The 15,184-nt window shown below is 54.2% G+C and carries 13 protein-coding genes; 11 read left to right on the forward strand and 2 right to left on the reverse strand.

What is annotated here, in order from left to right:
• The first annotated feature begins 53 nt into the window (after positions 1-53).
• Entirely contained in the window at positions 54-2,171 is a 2,118-nt protein-coding gene (locus tag SNR34_RS08370; RefSeq protein ID WP_486181687.1) for a rhamnogalacturonan lyase family protein, read from the forward strand.
• 213 nt (positions 2,172-2,384) lie between these two features.
• Here SNR34_RS08370 and SNR34_RS08375 read toward each other — a convergent pair whose 3' ends face one another.
• Together SNR34_RS08375 and ant(6) are read right to left on the reverse strand one after the other, a co-directional pair.
• Positions 2,385-3,155, reverse strand: coding sequence for a DeoR/GlpR family DNA-binding transcription regulator (locus tag SNR34_RS08375; RefSeq protein WP_339277023.1), 771 nt, complete (start codon positions 3,153-3,155; stop codon positions 2,385-2,387).
• 60 nt (positions 3,156-3,215) lie between these two features.
• Positions 3,216-4,082 (reverse strand): aminoglycoside 6-adenylyltransferase, encoded by an 867-nt coding sequence (gene ant(6), locus SNR34_RS08380; RefSeq protein ID WP_343259802.1) that lies wholly within the window; start codon positions 4,080-4,082, stop codon positions 3,216-3,218.
• A 305-nt stretch (positions 4,083-4,387) separates the two neighbouring features.
• Here ant(6) and SNR34_RS08385 point away from each other — a divergent pair, with 305 nt between their 5' ends.
• From SNR34_RS08385 to SNR34_RS08430, 10 genes are all read left to right on the forward strand, one after another.
• The gene (locus SNR34_RS08385; RefSeq protein ID WP_486181688.1) at positions 4,388-5,359 is read left to right on the forward strand and encodes a metallophosphoesterase family protein; all 972 of its coding nucleotides are present in this window, start codon (positions 4,388-4,390) and stop codon (positions 5,357-5,359) included.
• Between the two features lie 18 nt (positions 5,360-5,377).
• On the forward strand, positions 5,378-6,235 hold the full coding sequence (locus tag SNR34_RS08390; RefSeq protein ID WP_339277027.1) for an EamA family transporter: 858 nt from the start codon (positions 5,378-5,380) through the stop codon (positions 6,233-6,235).
• Positions 6,236-6,324: 89 nt separating this feature from the next.
• The gene (locus SNR34_RS08395; RefSeq protein ID WP_486181689.1) at positions 6,325-7,212 is read left to right on the forward strand and encodes a glycoside hydrolase family 43 protein; all 888 of its coding nucleotides are present in this window, start codon (positions 6,325-6,327) and stop codon (positions 7,210-7,212) included.
• A 282-nt stretch (positions 7,213-7,494) separates the two neighbouring features.
• Positions 7,495-8,049, forward strand: coding sequence for a nucleotidyltransferase family protein (locus SNR34_RS08400; protein WP_486181690.1), 555 nt, complete (start codon positions 7,495-7,497; stop codon positions 8,047-8,049).
• Positions 8,050-8,529: 480 nt separating this feature from the next.
• The gene (locus tag SNR34_RS08405; RefSeq protein WP_236416059.1) at positions 8,530-9,264 is read left to right on the forward strand and encodes a YdcF family protein; all 735 of its coding nucleotides are present in this window, start codon (positions 8,530-8,532) and stop codon (positions 9,262-9,264) included.
• A gap of 157 nt (positions 9,265-9,421) precedes the next feature.
• Positions 9,422-9,979, forward strand: a complete 558-nt coding sequence (locus tag SNR34_RS08410; RefSeq protein WP_236416056.1) for a DJ-1/PfpI family protein — start codon at positions 9,422-9,424, stop codon at positions 9,977-9,979.
• A 281-nt stretch (positions 9,980-10,260) separates the two neighbouring features.
• Positions 10,261-11,910: an ABC transporter substrate-binding protein gene (locus SNR34_RS08415; RefSeq protein ID WP_236416054.1), complete on the forward strand. Its 1,650-nt coding sequence runs from the start codon at positions 10,261-10,263 to the stop codon at positions 11,908-11,910.
• A gap of 95 nt (positions 11,911-12,005) precedes the next feature.
• A complete protein-coding gene (locus SNR34_RS08420; protein ID WP_486181691.1) occupies positions 12,006-13,379 on the forward strand; it encodes a M20/M25/M40 family metallo-hydrolase in 1,374 nt (457 codons plus the stop codon).
• Positions 13,380-13,588: 209 nt separating this feature from the next.
• A complete protein-coding gene (locus tag SNR34_RS08425) occupies positions 13,589-14,122 on the forward strand; it encodes a hypothetical protein (protein ID WP_236416051.1) in 534 nt (177 codons plus the stop codon).
• An 88-nt stretch (positions 14,123-14,210) separates the two neighbouring features.
• Positions 14,211-15,134, forward strand: a complete 924-nt coding sequence (locus SNR34_RS08430) for a TIGR01777 family oxidoreductase (protein WP_486181692.1) — start codon at positions 14,211-14,213, stop codon at positions 15,132-15,134.
• Positions 15,135-15,184: the final 50 nt, after the last annotated feature.

A 15,184-nucleotide genomic window follows, 5' to 3' on the forward strand; every position in this document is an offset into this window, starting at 1 on the left:
CGTGGTTACATCTTGTATTGGACCTTTAGGCGTGGATGCGCGTGCCGCTCCACATGAATTACTCTGTTGACCGGGTAACCGGAGGCAAAGCCGTTGGCTGCCAGAATGCTTGCAGGACGAAATTCGATGCGGGCAGGGCGGAAGTCGGACTTTGCCTCTTTTTTATACCAGAGATTAATCACGATGGAGGCGAGTTTGCGATGAAGATGTGGAGAACGGCGAAGAGGGAAGAAGGGAAGAACAGCACAGGCGGAGAAAACGGGCCGAGCACAGTGCATGCAGCAGGCAAAACAGACAAGGGGTGCAGAACGGCCCGCGGAAGCAAACGGATGTTGATGCTGCTGCTCAGCGGCGTCATTGGCGCGTTCCCGTTGGCAGGAAGCTTGGGATGGGACCCATATGCCCATGCGGAAACAACGTCTGCGCCCCGTTTGGTGGAACAGCTCGGGCGAGGGTTGACCGCCGTTTATTTGGGAGAGGGAAAAGTTTACCTGAGCTGGCGTTTGCTCGGTACCGAATCGCAGCAAACCACATTTGACATTTACCGCAGAACGGGCTCGGAAGAAGTGAAGCTGAATGACGCGCCGCTTGCCCAAGGCACGAATTTTACGGACACGGGAGTAGACGTTACGCAGAGCCACGGTTACGTGGTGAAATCCGTTGTGAATGGACAGCTGCAGGATATTAGCGAGGAGACGGTTATCGCTGCGCAACCGGAGGTTCGCAACTTCTTCAGCATTCCGCTCGAGCCGATGACCTCCAATCCGTCCGACTATTTCGTGCAGCATGGCTGGCCTGGCGATCTGGACGGAGATGGGGAGTATGAATTCGTGGTGACCCGCATCCCGGTCAATGGGGGCAACAAATATGTCGAAGCGTACAGTCTGACCGAAGGGTTTCTCTGGCGCATCGATCTGGGACCTTACAGCGTCACCGCGATCGATACGTATAACGCTCCGCCCGCATCCGTTAGCGAGTTCAGCGTTCCGGGCTTGGGCGGTTGGCGCGATAACGACAATGTCACCGTCTTCGACCTGGACGGCAACGGCAAAGCGGAGGTGCTGCTGCGCACGTATGAAGGCGTTGCGTTCGCGGACGGGAATGTCATACCTGCCACGCCGCAGCGTGAACAATACGTGTCGGTCGTGGACGGTCTCAGCGGAACAGAGGCTGCCCGGACGACGATCGTGAATGACTACGCCGCAGACGGTCCGCTGAGCGGGCATTTCGGCATCGCTTATTTGGACGGCGTGCATCCGAGCCTGGTGACTGCACTGAAAAATCGTGCAGCCAGCCGCGTGTTCCAGTACGTAACGTCAGCCTATGATTACAGGGACGGCGCGCTGACCGAGCGATGGAGACATGCCGGGGCAGACGGGGAGTTTTTTCATCAAATCCGCATACTGGATCTGGACGAAGACGGTCGGGACGAAATTTCCTTCGGCGGCTGGGCGCTGGATGATGACGGAAATACGTTGTACAGCCTGCCCGGCGTCGTGCACGGCGATCGGTTCCATATTACGGACATCGATCCGGACCGTCCGGGACTGGAGCAGTACGGGATACAGCAGGCGGAGAACGGCAACGTCAACCAGTTCCCTTGGTTTTATGCCGATGCCGCTACAGGGGAGCTGATCCGCACGGGCGAAGTGCCCCAGGACGTGGCACGCGGCACGGTTGCGGACATCGATCCCCGGTATAAAGGGCTTGAGTCATGGTCAAGCTCGGGCAGCATTTACAATGTAAACGGCGAAGTCATCAGTGCGGTTCAGCCTTCCACCAATTTCCGCATATGGTGGGACGGAGACGTATTGAGCGAATTGCTCGACAAAAACGTTGTGGAGAAATGGAATTGGGAATCGGAAGAGACGGCCAATCTGTTCACGGCAGAGGGCGTGCGCGTTAATTCGAGGAACGCCCCCGTGCTGTACGGCGATTTACTGGGCGACTGGCGCGAAGAAATTCTGTTCGAAGCCAGTGACAACCTGGAATTGAGATTATATACAACGACCATCCCGTCGGACGTCCGTCTGTACACGCTGCCTCATAATCCCGCATACCGTAACGGTCTCGCGGTCAAAGGATACATGCAGTCGCTGCTGACCGATTATTATCTGGGCGACGGAATGACGCCGCCGCTGTTGCCCGATATCCGCCCCGTATCGCAATAACCCGTTTACGAGAGATCCGGCAGGAGACGGCGATTCTTCGCTCAATGATGCGTGGCACAACGGAACCCGGTAAGGGTCAGATGCGCTGTTCGCAAGCACTCCTTCAAAATGATCACGAAAAGAAAACCAGCCCTGCATGACCTGCGCCTCCATTGTTAGTCCTGTCTAACAAATGGGGGTGCAGTTCAATTGTCAAGGGCTGGTTTTGCACGTTCAATCGCTCCGCACGACATCGATTTCGAGCTGTTGCAGCGCCTGCAGCCAATCGGCCGGGCAGCATTTGTCCGTAACCACCATCGAAATACTTTCCAGTGGCGCAATGCGCGCAAAGGTCGAGCGCCCGAATTTCGTATGGTCCGCCACCAAAATCGTTTCCTCGGCCCGCTCCATCATCGTGCGGGATATTCGGGCTTCCTCCAGCAAATAGTCGGTGATGCCGTCCGTTAGCGATATGCCGCCCGCGGAGATGAACGCCTTGTTGACCTTGAACTGGTTCAGCAGCTCATGCGCGATCGGGCCGGTGGAGGCCTGAACGGCAGGCTGGATGTCTCCTCCCGCAAAAATGATTTTGCCTGCGAATTGTTCCAGTGCGCAGTTCAGAATCGGGACGGAGTTGGTGATGACGGTGACCTGGGAACGGGCTCTCAGCTCGCGCATGATCTCCAGCGTGGTCGTCCCGTTGTCCAAGAGGACGGTCTCTCCATCCTCAATCAATGCGGCCGCCGCGCGGCCGATGGCCTGTTTCTCGGCCGATTGCAGCTGTGATCGTTTCTGGAAGGGGGCTTCATTCATTCCAGCGCGAACGCGGACGGCGCCTCCGTATACTTTGCGCAGCTCGCCTTCCTTCTCCAGCCGGTCCAGATCCCGCCGAATCGTCTCGGTCGAGACCTGGAACAGCTGAGCCAGCGTTTGCACCTGAACCTTGCCTTCGATGGCCAGCCGGGTAAGAATCGTATGTTTGCGTTCCTCATAGGTTAGGGACATGATGCGGTGCCTCCTGTAGTTTACGTCGTTCTGCATTTCAATACTCGGGGGACACGGTTGTTAACGGTGTTTCAAATCGCGATGAATCCGTTCCGTATATTCCGTAATTACCTCGTCGTATGGGGGATAAGGGTAACCCTGCCGGGATGCGACCGCTTTCGCGTATTTGCGAAACAGGTCGTAGATGACGAAGAGGGATGTCCACATCTCCTTATATCCGTGTTGCGAATAAGAAGACAGCAGCGCCTGCCAGTCTTCCTCCGGCAAAAAGCGGTCGATGAATTTGTAGTTTTTCCCCACGCTAAAAGAATAGCCTTGTTCCGCCCCGATCTGCCAACTCATCATGCGCAGCAGATTCGGTCTGGAAATGTTGTTCATGTGATCCGCGGCAAACAGAATCTCTTTTCGTGCGAGGCCCTTGACGACATAGGTGGCGACGAACCAGAACTCGTTGCAGCAATCGTCGAAGGACCTGGCCGTAGGCGGTTTGATCCAGTAGGACTGATCGGTGGGTGCAGTTTGCTGCTGCTTCGCAGCCCGGCCGTCCTTGTCCAGCAGCACGCGAACCAGTCCGTCGCTGTCTTCGAAATAGGCTTCCGTTTCGTTCAGAGGAATGAGCGTCAAATCCAGTTTGTGCCCATCCGCCATAATCATGAGGTAGGAGAACCAGTTGCCGAGCTCGGGCGGGAACAGCTCCATGTCCTCGGGCTTTTGCATCATGAGTCTTTCGCCAAAAACGTCGAGCCAGGCATCGTTCGACTTGAAGGAGTCCAGTTCGGTCACGAAAAAGGATATGTCGAAATCGCGGAACGGGTCTGGCGCAATGTTGGGATTGGTTCGTGAGCCTTCCAGCGTGACGAGGCGCACGCGTTCATCGGATTTTGCCGCGTTCAGGATGCATGCCAGCATGTCCTGGTCTGTTCGCATGATGCATTCCTCCATTGTGTATATAGGTTGAACCCATGATTTTTACACAGAGACACTACGCGGTCAGAGCCATCCTCCAATCGCTGTTATCTCCAAATTGTTTCTGTTCTCTCTCCGTTTGGTGCAAAATTCCAGTTCAATCTATATCGTTTGTTATTTTGTTGTTGTGTAGTTCGACGCAAAGGCCGCGCAATCCTTCTAGTTCGTAGTTGACAGATGGAGGAGTCAGGAATAATATCATAACAAACAACATGAAACCACACAAAACAACAATGTGGATTTCAGGCATGGGCAGGAGGCGCAGGATGAAACAGCCATTGGCATTTGGGGAAAATGGAAGCTTTACGATCGTGCAGTTTACGGACTTGCACTGGAAAGACGGTCGGCCCGAAGACGAACGCACGCGCCGGATGATGGAAACGATCGTGGAGGCCGAACGGCCCGATCTCGTCGTGTTTACGGGAGACGTGATCTATACCGGCCCGGTCGATCCGGGCAATCAACCATGCGAGCATCCGGAGCAGGCATTCCGGGATGCGGTGTCCGCGATTGAGGAACGGGGCATCCCCTGGGCGTTTGTATACGGGAATCATGACGCGGAGAATCGGATCACCCAGCAGGGGCTGATGGACGTCATTCAGGAACATGACCACAGCGTCACCGAACCCGGGCCGACGTCCATTGCCGGATTGGGCAATTATGCGTTGTCCATCGCCGGTACGGACGGCAAGGCGGCAGCGCAGCTGTATTTTCTGGATTCGGGCGCCTATTCGCAGATCGAATCCATCCCCGGTTACGGCTGGGTTCAGCCGAATCAGCTCCAGTGGCTGATGGATGAATCCACACGCGCCAATCCCGGCCGCGCACGCGGGGAGAAGCTGCCAGCCTTGGCGTTTTTCCATATCCCGATTCCGGAATATCAGTACATGTGGGATACGCAGACCTGTTACGGCGTGAAGCATGAACCGGTGTGCTCCGCTCAAGTGAATTCGGGCCTGTTTGCGGCTATGCTGGAAATGGGGGACGTGATGGGCGCCTTTTGCGGGCATGACCATGTAAATGATTTTCACGGGACGTACCACGGCATTCGCCTCTGTTACGGGCGTTCCAGCGGACACAGCACGTACGGACGTGACGGCATGCTGCGCGGGGCGCGGGTCATCAGGCTGCAGGAAGGGCAGCGCTCGTTTGATACATGGCTTCGTCTGGAAGACGGTTCGACGGTTGCAGAGCAGCCCGAACATGCTCCGGAAACGGCCGGGCAGCAGCAAGCGTAAGAGAGGACGAAGACAACGATGATTTTGCCGATTACGCTGGTGTTGGCATCCGGCATGGCTCATGCGATATGGAGCATGTTTACGAAACGCAGCTTGAACAAAAGCGTTTTTCTTTGGTCGATTATGATGATTCCGACGGTGATTTTGCTTCCCACATTAGTAATGGAGCTTGCGGAACAAACACTGTCCACCGTGGCATACGGATTGTTGGTGGTATCTATGGCGCTGCAGGCGCTGTATTCGTGGCTGTTGTCCAAGACGTACGTTCTGGGCGACCTGTCACAAATTTATCCGATTATGCGGGGGACGAGCACGCTGCTGGTCCCGCTGATCGGCGTCGTTTTTTTGAGGGAAGCGCTGTCCCCGGCGGGATGGATCGGCATTGCCTGCATGCTTGGCGGTTTTGTTGCGTTGAGCGGCATCGGCGGCAGGTCAGTGGCGGGCCATTCCGGAGTACAGGGGTTGAAACCGGTGCTGATGGCGCTTTGCGTCGGGCTGTGTACCACCAGCTACGTGTTTGTGGACAAGTTGAATCTGGAGCACCTTTCGCCGTTGTCCCTGCTTGAAGTAACCAACATCGGTTTCGTGGCGGGACTTACGCCAGCCATGCTTGCTTCAAAACAATTGCGGCAGGAATGGAAGGCCAATCGGTCGACCATCCTGCTTGGTGCGCTGCTGAACCCCGGGTCGTACCTGCTGTTCCTGTTTGCGCTGGAGCAGGCGCCGATGGCTCGTCTTGGCCCGCTGCGTGAGGTAGGGACGGTGTTTGCCGCCTTTCTCGGTATTTTGCTGCTGAAGGAGCAGCAGGGCAGGAAACGCATCCTTTGCTCAATCGTCATATTCGGCGGCATCCTGTTGATCGGCATGTGGGGATGAGGGCCATGTCTGATTTTTGAAGCACCGGGGTTCGGGAATATCATGTATACTCTTGGGGACAACGTATTTTTCAAGAGGGGGAGTCATGGTTGAGCGAGTTTAGCCTGGAGCAGATTCATTTGCGTGATCCTTACATATTGACGGTACCGTCCCGAAAGAAATACTACCTGTACGGTTCGATCGGAAAAAACGTATGGAACGGTCCGGCTATCGGTTTTGATGTTTACGAGAGCGAGGATCTTGTCCAGTGGCAGGGACCGATTCCGTGTTTTCGTCCGGCACCGGACTTTTGGTCCGATCATCACTATTGGGCACCCGAAGTCCATGAATGGGATGGACGGTATTACATGTTCGCCAGCTTCAAGGCCGAGGGCATACCGCGGGTAACCGGGGTGCTGGTTGCGGATCAGCCGGAAGGCCCGTTTGAAATATGGGCGAAAACGCTGACCCCGCCGGAATGGGAGTGCCTGGACGGCACGCTGCATGTGGATGGACAGGGCGACCCGTGGATGATCTTTTGCCGGGAGTGGGTTCAGGTTGAAGACGGGGAGATGTATGCGGTCCGTCTGAAGCCAGACCTGTCGGCAGCGATCGGTGAACCGGTTCTGTTGTTCCGGGCTTCCGAAGCCCCATGGTCGGTGGGCAGCGGGGACGAAGGCCGCCGTCATGTGACGGACGGACCTTTTTTGTACCGGATGCAAAACGACGAGCTTGTCATGATGTGGTCCACCATGGGGGAGGCCGGATATACGATGGGCATTGCGCGTTCATTATCGGGGCGGCCCGAGGGGCCGTGGAAGCAGGACGAGACGCCGCTGTTTGCCAAAGATGGCGGACATGGCATGTTGTTTCGCACGCTGGACGGCAAACTCTGCCTGACCATTCATACGCCCAACGAACATCCGAAGGAACGCCCGGCCATATTCCGCATTGCGGAGCAAAACGGGAAATTCAGCCTCATAGACAAGTTGGGTTGAGCCGGGTTTGATAAATTCAGCGAAGTGACAAGGTCGATTAGAAACCAATAAGCATCGTATGCGGGAAAACCCCTTTGGTTGCCCAGGCTGCAAACGTCTGTACGGATGGATGTGAGCGGGGCTGCGGAAGGGGTATTTGCGTTTCTTAAAGGGGTCTTTGGCTTGGTTAGTTATTCCGGGAACCGGGGTTTGTTTTATTTGGGTCAGCCGGACGTGATATAGTGGTAAGGTGATGATTTGGAGATTACATGGGATCTGTGGGGGGAGGGCTTGGCTTAGGCGATGATACGGTTGGAGGATCGGCTGAAAGAGGACATCTCCGAATACGCGCAGCTTCTGCAGGATCTGCGGCGGGTACGGGCGCTTGGCTTGCCTCAATGCTGCATTGGCGCGGGATATATTCGCAATTATATATGGGATCGTTTGCATGGTTATAAGCATCGTGACTCGCATACCGATATCGACGTAGTTTATTATGATCCGGAGGATGTGCGGGAAGAACGGGACGTGCAGATCGAGAGCGTTCTTCGTCGTGAAACGGGGAATCCGCTCTGGTCGGTGAAAAATCAGGCCCGGATGCATCTGCGCAACGGTACGGAGCCGTATCAATCGACGTTGGATGCCCTTCGGCATTGGCCCGAGGTGATAACGGCGGTAGGCGCTCGCCTGAATGAGCAGGACCAACTCGACATTTGCGCGCCGCACGGACTGGAAGACTTGTACGGTCTGATTGTGCGTCGAAGTCCCTTTTTTGCGGACCGGAGCGCATATTTGCGGCGTGTGGAAGGAAAAAGTTGGCATCTACAGTGGCCGAAACTGACGATTATTCGGGATTAGCCTTGGGCAAATTCATCGAGTATTTCGTTCGTGGAGCTGTGGGGGGGAGTGGATGCCGATTGATAGAGAACTGGATGGGATGTTCACGTGTTAACGAACCTGAGGCGTCTTATTCGGCGGCATTGATGTGGTTTCGAGCGCTAACGAACCGTAGAGACGCTATTTGGCTGGATTGACATTAAAAAGACTCGTTCGGTCTACTTTAGCGTGCCTGAGATTCGTTAGCCTTCAACATGGGCGAAATCTGGCCGAATAAGGTGTGTGAGTTTCGTTAGAGTCTCTCCAGCGCCTGCTTTCCGTTACATGATGGGAAGGATACGTGGTAACTCGCGATTCGTGCAATCCGTCTATCCATCGCGATTGGAATTTGGTTCCTTGTTTGGCCGCAACGAAACTTCATATGATTTGTTTATAGGATATACGGGAGCTTGAGTCAGAGTTCTGGCGTAAAGCTCAAGGAAGGAGGACAGGCCGGAGTTCATGAAACAATTCATGCGCAGCAAAGGGTGGATATTGGATATCGTTTTAGTGGTTAGTTTTATGCTCTTTTTATCGTTCTGGGGAGCACGGTTTCCCGTCATGTTTTTCGGCATGCTCAGCGCGGCGTTTATCGTTCTGCGCCGTATTGATTATAAGAGACACGTGGTGTTCAAAAGAATTCTGCTGATCGGCTTCGGCATCGCTGCCGTTTCGTTCGTCATCATAGAGGCCCTCGTATTTACCCAGCTGCACTCGGATGATCCCGAAGAGGCCGATTATGTCATCATTCTCGGATCAGGCATCAAAGGCACAGAGCTCTCGCTGACCTTGAAGCAGCGACTGGATGCCAGTCTGGACTACATACGCGCTCACCCGGATATTCCCGTCATTGTATCGGGTGGTCAAGGACCGGGGGAATCCATTACCGAGGCGCTCGCCATGAGAACATACCTTGTTGAGGAACAGGGCATCGATCCGGGACAGGTGCTGATGGAAGACAAGTCGACCAGCACGCAGGAGAATCTCGCCTTTTCCAAAAAGATCATTGAAGATGCAGGGAACGAACATCCTGAAATCATGCTGGTAACGAGCGACTACCACATGTTCAGGGCCAAATACCTGGCTTCCAAAAACGGATATGCATCAGCATACGGCATTTCGGCGCCTTCGCCGATGCATCTGAAGCCGGTCAACATGATCCGCGAGTATTTCGCGGCGATCAAGGCCTTTCTCTAGATGCGGGAAAACAGGCAAACGCCGGCTCGTTGTTCCCGATCGGGTATGGCGGCCCTTGTTGTTTGGACCGATAAAGGTTTGGCGGATACGCATGAGGTTGGGGAGAGCCCCAGCGTGGCAATCCGCGAACATCTGCGGAAGGAGTGATTTATTTCAGATGAAGACACATCTACTGTTGTTCGAAGGTTATGTTTCTTTTGAAATCATGCTGGCAAGTTATTTTATGAAGACGCAAGGGGAAATCGTAACGGTGGCGCCGGATCGGGGACCGCTTCGATCTTACGAGGGATTGTCCGTCAACCCGGACCACCTTTTCACTGAGCTGAACCCCGCTGAAGTTGAATTGCTTATCATTCCTGGCGGTGATGTCACATCGCTGCTTGACAGGCAGCCATTGTTTGAATGGCTGCGGGCGCTCGATCGGAATGGATCGGCGCTGGCCGCCATTTGTGCAGGCACATTGCTGCTGGGCAAGGCCGGCTTATTGGCGGGACGCTCGTTCACCACCAATGCGGAGACGGAAATGAGGACCATCACTTCGGAAGGGCATTACATGGATGCAAACGTGGTCGTTGACGGGCGTCTCGTTACGGCCAAAGCGCAAGGATACGTTGATTTCGGCATTGAGCTCGGCAAGGTCATGGAGATCTATTCGGGTCCGGAAGATTTAGCGGAGACGGTCGAAGTATTCAAGTATTTTGGCGACTCAAAATGATCAAAATGATCAAAATGAAACGAAAGGACGTTCTTGTCGGCATCTTGCCGAGGGGGCGTCCTTTTTGAGTTAGCCCGCTTCTCTCGGTGAGAAGCTTACCGAGTATATGATTTTTCAATAACGTTATAGATTGTTTCGATTAAACATCCAGGAAGGGATCAAGTATCATTTAATACCAAGTATATCAATTGAATTAATCAATATTATAACGCGCAGGCATCATGGGCTAATGTTGCGGATCAAGCAGCACATGAATGTCTGACAGGGGGAGTGGGGATCGCATGCGCACACGGATACGCTGGGCTTCGGTCATTTTGACATTGGTTTTGTTGTTGTCGGCTTGCGCGAACGGTTCGGGCGGGGGTCAAGGAACGGCGACGAACAGTCCGACAGAAGGGTCTGAAGCATCGGGGAGTACGATAGCCAAAGGAGGGGACGTCACTTACGCGCTCGCCACCTCGCCGGATACGTTGGACCCGGCACGAAGCGGGCTTGCGGTTGCCATTCGCGTTTACCGGACGATTTTCGAAAATTTGGTGGTAAAAACGAACGATGGCACGATCAAACCTTGGCTGGCCACCGAGTGGGAGGAGTCGGAGGATCACAAAACGTATACGTTCAAACTGCGTAAGGGAGTGACGTTCCATGACGGCACGCCATTCAATGCCGAAGCGGTGAAATTCAGCTTGGACCGTATTCTTGACCCGAACACCAAAGCCGGCAATTCGGCGGCATTAATCGTTCCTTACGAAAGCTCCGACGTGATCGATGAATATACAATCCAACTGAATTTATCCGAGCCTTCGCGTGCATTTCTCGGCAATTTGAGCCAAGCTGCGCTGAGCATCGTATCGCCAACCGCGGTGAAAAAGTACGGCGAGCAGTTCGGACAGCATCCAGTCGGTACAGGACCTTTCAAATTCATCAAATGGGACGAGAACGTGCAGGTACAGGTTGAACGCAATGCCGACTACGCTTGGGCTCCAGAAACGGTTGAAAATAAAGGAGCACCATATCTAAACACGCTCACGTTCAAAATCATGCCGGAAGAAGCCACTCGCGTGGGCAGCCTGCAAAGCGGACAAGTGACGGCCATCGAGACGGTCCCGCCCCAAAATGTGCTGACATTGGAGCAACAGCCCGGTTTTCAATTGCTGAAAGTGAACACGCCAGGTCTTCCTTATACGTTGTTCATTAATCAGAAAAAAGAACCATGGAACGAATTGAAGGCCAGGCAGGCATTGCAATACGGCATCGATGTCGGTTCGATCGTGAAGACGCTGTATCTGGGCACCTATGAGCAAGCCTGGTCTGCGGTGACGCCTTCCATATTGGGTTACGATGCTTCTCTGGAAAATGCGATCCAGCCCGATCAGGCGAAGGCAGCGCAACTGCTGGAAGAGATCGGTTGGAAAGTCGGCGCGGACGGCATTCGTGAAAAGAATGGACAGAAACTTGTCTTGCATTACGTGGACGGTTCGCCGAACCGGGAAAAGCGGAATGACATTGCTGCAATGATCCAACAGCAGCTCAAAAAAATCGGCGTACAGGTCGAAGTGGAAATTACGCAGGATGTCGGTACCGTTGTGCACACGAACGGGGACTACGATATCTATGGCAACAGCCAGGTCAAGGATGATCCGCATGCGCTGCTTCCTTTCTATCATACAGCTGCTCCGGGAGCGAGGGCTACACTGTCCAATCTTTCCAGTCCGGAAGTCGACGAGTGGCTTGAACAAGGGGCGGTTGAATTCGACGATGCCAAGCGGGCTGAGATATACGGCAAAGTGTTGAGGTACATCCACGATCACGCGATTATCATTCCGATATACATCTTCCCGTATGTGGTAGGAGCTAGCGATACGCTGAAAGGATTGCAATTTGATGGCTTGGGGTATCCGATCTTCAACGATGTATACGTTCAAAAATAGACGCATTGTCCGGATAAAACGAACTCTTCCCTTTATTGAGACTGCAAGACGAAACGGAATTGTACACAGAAAGGATGAGAAACTTGGTCAAAGGCGTGGATTCAATTATTTCCCGGAACGAAGAGCTGTATTTGGAGCGATTGTTCAAGCTGCTGCGCCAGCCAAGCATCAGCACGCAAAATATCGGCATGCTCGAATGCGCCTCCCTGGTACAAGAGTTGTTCACGGATTGTGGCATCGAAAACCGCCGTTATGAAACGGAAGGGCATCCGATCATTTACGGGGAATACCTCCATCCCGACAATGAAACCACCGTGCTTATGTATGGCCATTATGATGTGCAGCCTCCCGATCCGCTGGACGAATGGGCAACTGCTCCTTTTGAACCGACGATTCGAAACGGCCGCATCTATGCACGGGGAGCGGGCGACAACAAAGGACAATTCGTTGCAAGCATACTCGGTGCAAAGACGTACCTGGATTTCCACGGACGATTGCCCGTGAACGTCAAATGGATCATCGAGGGAGAAGAGGAAGCCGGGAGCCGTCATCTGGCAGCTTTCGTAGAGCAGCACCGCGCGCTTCTACAAGCGGACCTGGTCTATACGACAGACGGTTCTTCCCATGAGTCGGGAGCACAATCCATCCTGCTCGGCGTGCGCGGTGCTTTGGGCGTGGAGCTGGTGGCGGAAGAAGCGAGATGGGACAACCATTCGGGCAACCTCGGCAATATCGTGCCTAATCCGATATGGCGACTGGTCGAGTTGCTGCACACGATGCGCAGCGGAGACGAGGTGACCATTGAAGGGTTTGCCGATGGAGTGAAACCGCCGACGGAGCTTGAAGAAAAGATATTGCACGACATCCCCTACGATCTGGAAGGGGTTCGACGCAAGAGCGGCTATGCTGCGCTGGATATCGATAGCGATACGTATCATCGCAGGCTGATGTTCGAGCCGACGCTGAATGTGAACGGATTGTTCAGCGGTCATACAGGCAAAGGAGGAAGGTCGATCATTCCGGCACGCGCCACAGCCCGGTTGGACATTCGTCTCGTTGCAGGACAGGACCCCGATCAGGTATACGAAGCGCTCGCCCGCCATGTGCGAAAACATGATGCCGGCATTACGCTGACGCGCAAAGGGGCGGTCCCCGCTTCAAGGACGCCCGCAGACCATCCGGCCGTGCTCGCCATTGCCGAGGCATTGGAGCAATCCACAGGGCAACGTCCTGTCATTCAGCCCAGCCTTGGCGGCACGCTGCCGGACTATGTGTGGACCCAGATTTTGAACGTGCCCTCCGTTATTGTTCCATATGCGAATTACGACCAAAACAATCATGGTCCGAACGAAAACTTGGAAATCAGCACTTTTTTCAGGGCGATCCGCAGTACATGTTACGTGTTGGAGCATTTGTCGCGCGTTTCTTTCAAGAGATGGTCGGGACAACCAGGTCATGCAATCCGGTGATATAAATGAACGAAAACGCAAGTGAGGGTGTGTCACAGCTCGCAGCTTGCGTTTTTTGCGATGTTTTGGTTGAGAGGCACTACCTTGTTTCGCCACATTAGCTGGTATGCATTGCTCGTCTGCTCAATCACTCCTTATTTTCGGGCAGAGCGCTTGCGCCGTCATGTTATAATAGTGTAAATCATAACCAAACGATGCAGGAGTGTACGATGATCAAAGACTATATGTTACCCCGACTTGTTCAAGAACATAAAATATGTGCGGAGCAGATGGAAGAAATCGTACGTTTGCTTGCTCAAGCTCCGCTTCTGTACGACGATGGACGCTCCATTCAGACAGATGATTTTCTCGCCGGTCTGGAAATGCAATTGACCCCGGAGGAGCGCCGCGCCGTGACGGAACTGTATGAACTGGCTGTAACGGCCTGTCGGCGCTGTGCCGACGAAACGGCCTACGAGCAGTTGCAGGATGTGCTGGGACTGCAAGCGGAGCTTTGGCAGGAAGGCGTGTTGTCCGTATCCGCATGGATGGTTTGGCTGGAGGAAATCGGTTCAGGAAAGCGCGTATTGCCGGAGTATGACTTTGTCGCCATGCTCGGTTCCTTGCCAGAGGGCTTCATGATTCATGATTTTTACGATGTGCTGAGAGAGCAGCTTGAGCAAAACCCTGCTCACGATTGGGCACGCCAAGAATGCGCGAAATTATACGCGGCACTGGGAGCAGGGAATACGCGGAACGAATAATCGAGGTCGCGATCGCTTCCATGGGCAACAAATGTGCAAAAATGAGCAAACCAGTAAGGCGATTTCGGCGTTCTTACTTGTATATGGAATGTTCGCAGTACATTCTGCGCGGAAACGGGGCGATTCGATGGGCAAAGTGGTATTGGCGGGAGGCACGGGGTTTGTAGGGCAGGATTTTGCGGACAGATTCGGCAAGCTCGGGTACGAGGTGCTCATCATCTCGCGCCAACCGGGGCATGTCGGCTGGGAAGACCGATCAGGCATTGTCCAGGCTCTGGAGGGGGCCGAAATGTTGATCAATCTGGCCGGAAAATCCGTGAATTGCCGTTATACCGAGGAGAACCGCAGGGTGATTCTGGAGTCCAGAACACGGACAACCCGGGCACTGGGCGAGGCCGCGCTGGCTTGCAAACAGCCGCCGAAGGTTTGGATCAATTCGAGCACGGCGACGATCTACAGGCATGCCGAAGATCGCCCGATGACGGAAAAAGAAGGCGAGATCGGTACAGGGTTCTCTGTTGACGTCGCGAAAGCTTGGGAGCAAGCTTTCTTTGAGTTTCAGCTGCCTTCCACGCGCCAGATCGCCCTTCGCATAGCCATCGTGCTGGGCAATGGCGGGGTGATGCAGCCGCTCGCGAATCTGGTCCGCTTCGGCTTGGGTGGTGCGCAGGGATCGGGACGGCAGCAGTTCAGCTGGCTGCACATCGAGGACTTGTTCCGGATAGTCCAGTTTCTGCAGCAGCATGAGCAGTTGGAAGGTGTCTTTAATGCTTCTGCGCCCCATCCCGTAACGAACCGCCAGTTGATGGCGAGTTTGAGAGAGCAGATGGGGGCGAAAGTCGGCTTGCCTTCGCCGCGCTGGATGCTGGAACTCGGCGCGCGCTTTATTCGAACCGAAACGGAGCTTGTGCTCAAAAGCCGCTGGGTGCTTCCCGAGAGGCTGGAGCAGGAAGGGTTTGTGTTCAAATATGACACGCTTGATAAGGCGCTTGCGAGCATTTTGCAGCGATAGCTTTAACAGGTTCGGTTTGTTCGTATGACATGAAGATGTGGAAGAGGCAG

This window comes from Paenibacillus sp. XP01 (genome assembly GCF_057364885.1).

What these genes read in the sequence shown, in the direction of transcription:
- SNR34_RS08375 (WP_339277023.1), bottom strand. Translation starts at nt 3,155, where the DNA reads ATGTCCCTAACCTATGAGGAACGCAAACATACGATTCTTACCCGGCTG.
- SNR34_RS08430 (WP_486181692.1), top strand. Translation starts at nt 14,211, where the DNA reads ATGTTCGCAGTACATTCTGCGCGGAAACGGGGCGATTCGATGGGCAAA.
- SNR34_RS08425 (WP_236416051.1), top strand. Translation starts at nt 13,589, where the DNA reads ATGATCAAAGACTATATGTTACCCCGACTTGTTCAAGAACATAAAATA.
- SNR34_RS08405 (WP_236416059.1), top strand. Translation starts at nt 8,530, where the DNA reads ATGAAACAATTCATGCGCAGCAAAGGGTGGATATTGGATATCGTTTTA.
- SNR34_RS08390 (WP_339277027.1), top strand. Translation starts at nt 5,378, where the DNA reads ATGATTTTGCCGATTACGCTGGTGTTGGCATCCGGCATGGCTCATGCG.
- SNR34_RS08415 (WP_236416054.1), top strand. Translation starts at nt 10,261, where the DNA reads ATGCGCACACGGATACGCTGGGCTTCGGTCATTTTGACATTGGTTTTG.
- SNR34_RS08385 (WP_486181688.1), top strand. Translation starts at nt 4,388, where the DNA reads ATGAAACAGCCATTGGCATTTGGGGAAAATGGAAGCTTTACGATCGTG.
- SNR34_RS08410 (WP_236416056.1), top strand. Translation starts at nt 9,422, where the DNA reads ATGAAGACACATCTACTGTTGTTCGAAGGTTATGTTTCTTTTGAAATC.
- SNR34_RS08370 (WP_486181687.1), top strand. Translation starts at nt 54, where the DNA reads ATGAATTACTCTGTTGACCGGGTAACCGGAGGCAAAGCCGTTGGCTGC.
- SNR34_RS08400 (WP_486181690.1), top strand. Translation starts at nt 7,495, where the DNA reads ATGATACGGTTGGAGGATCGGCTGAAAGAGGACATCTCCGAATACGCG.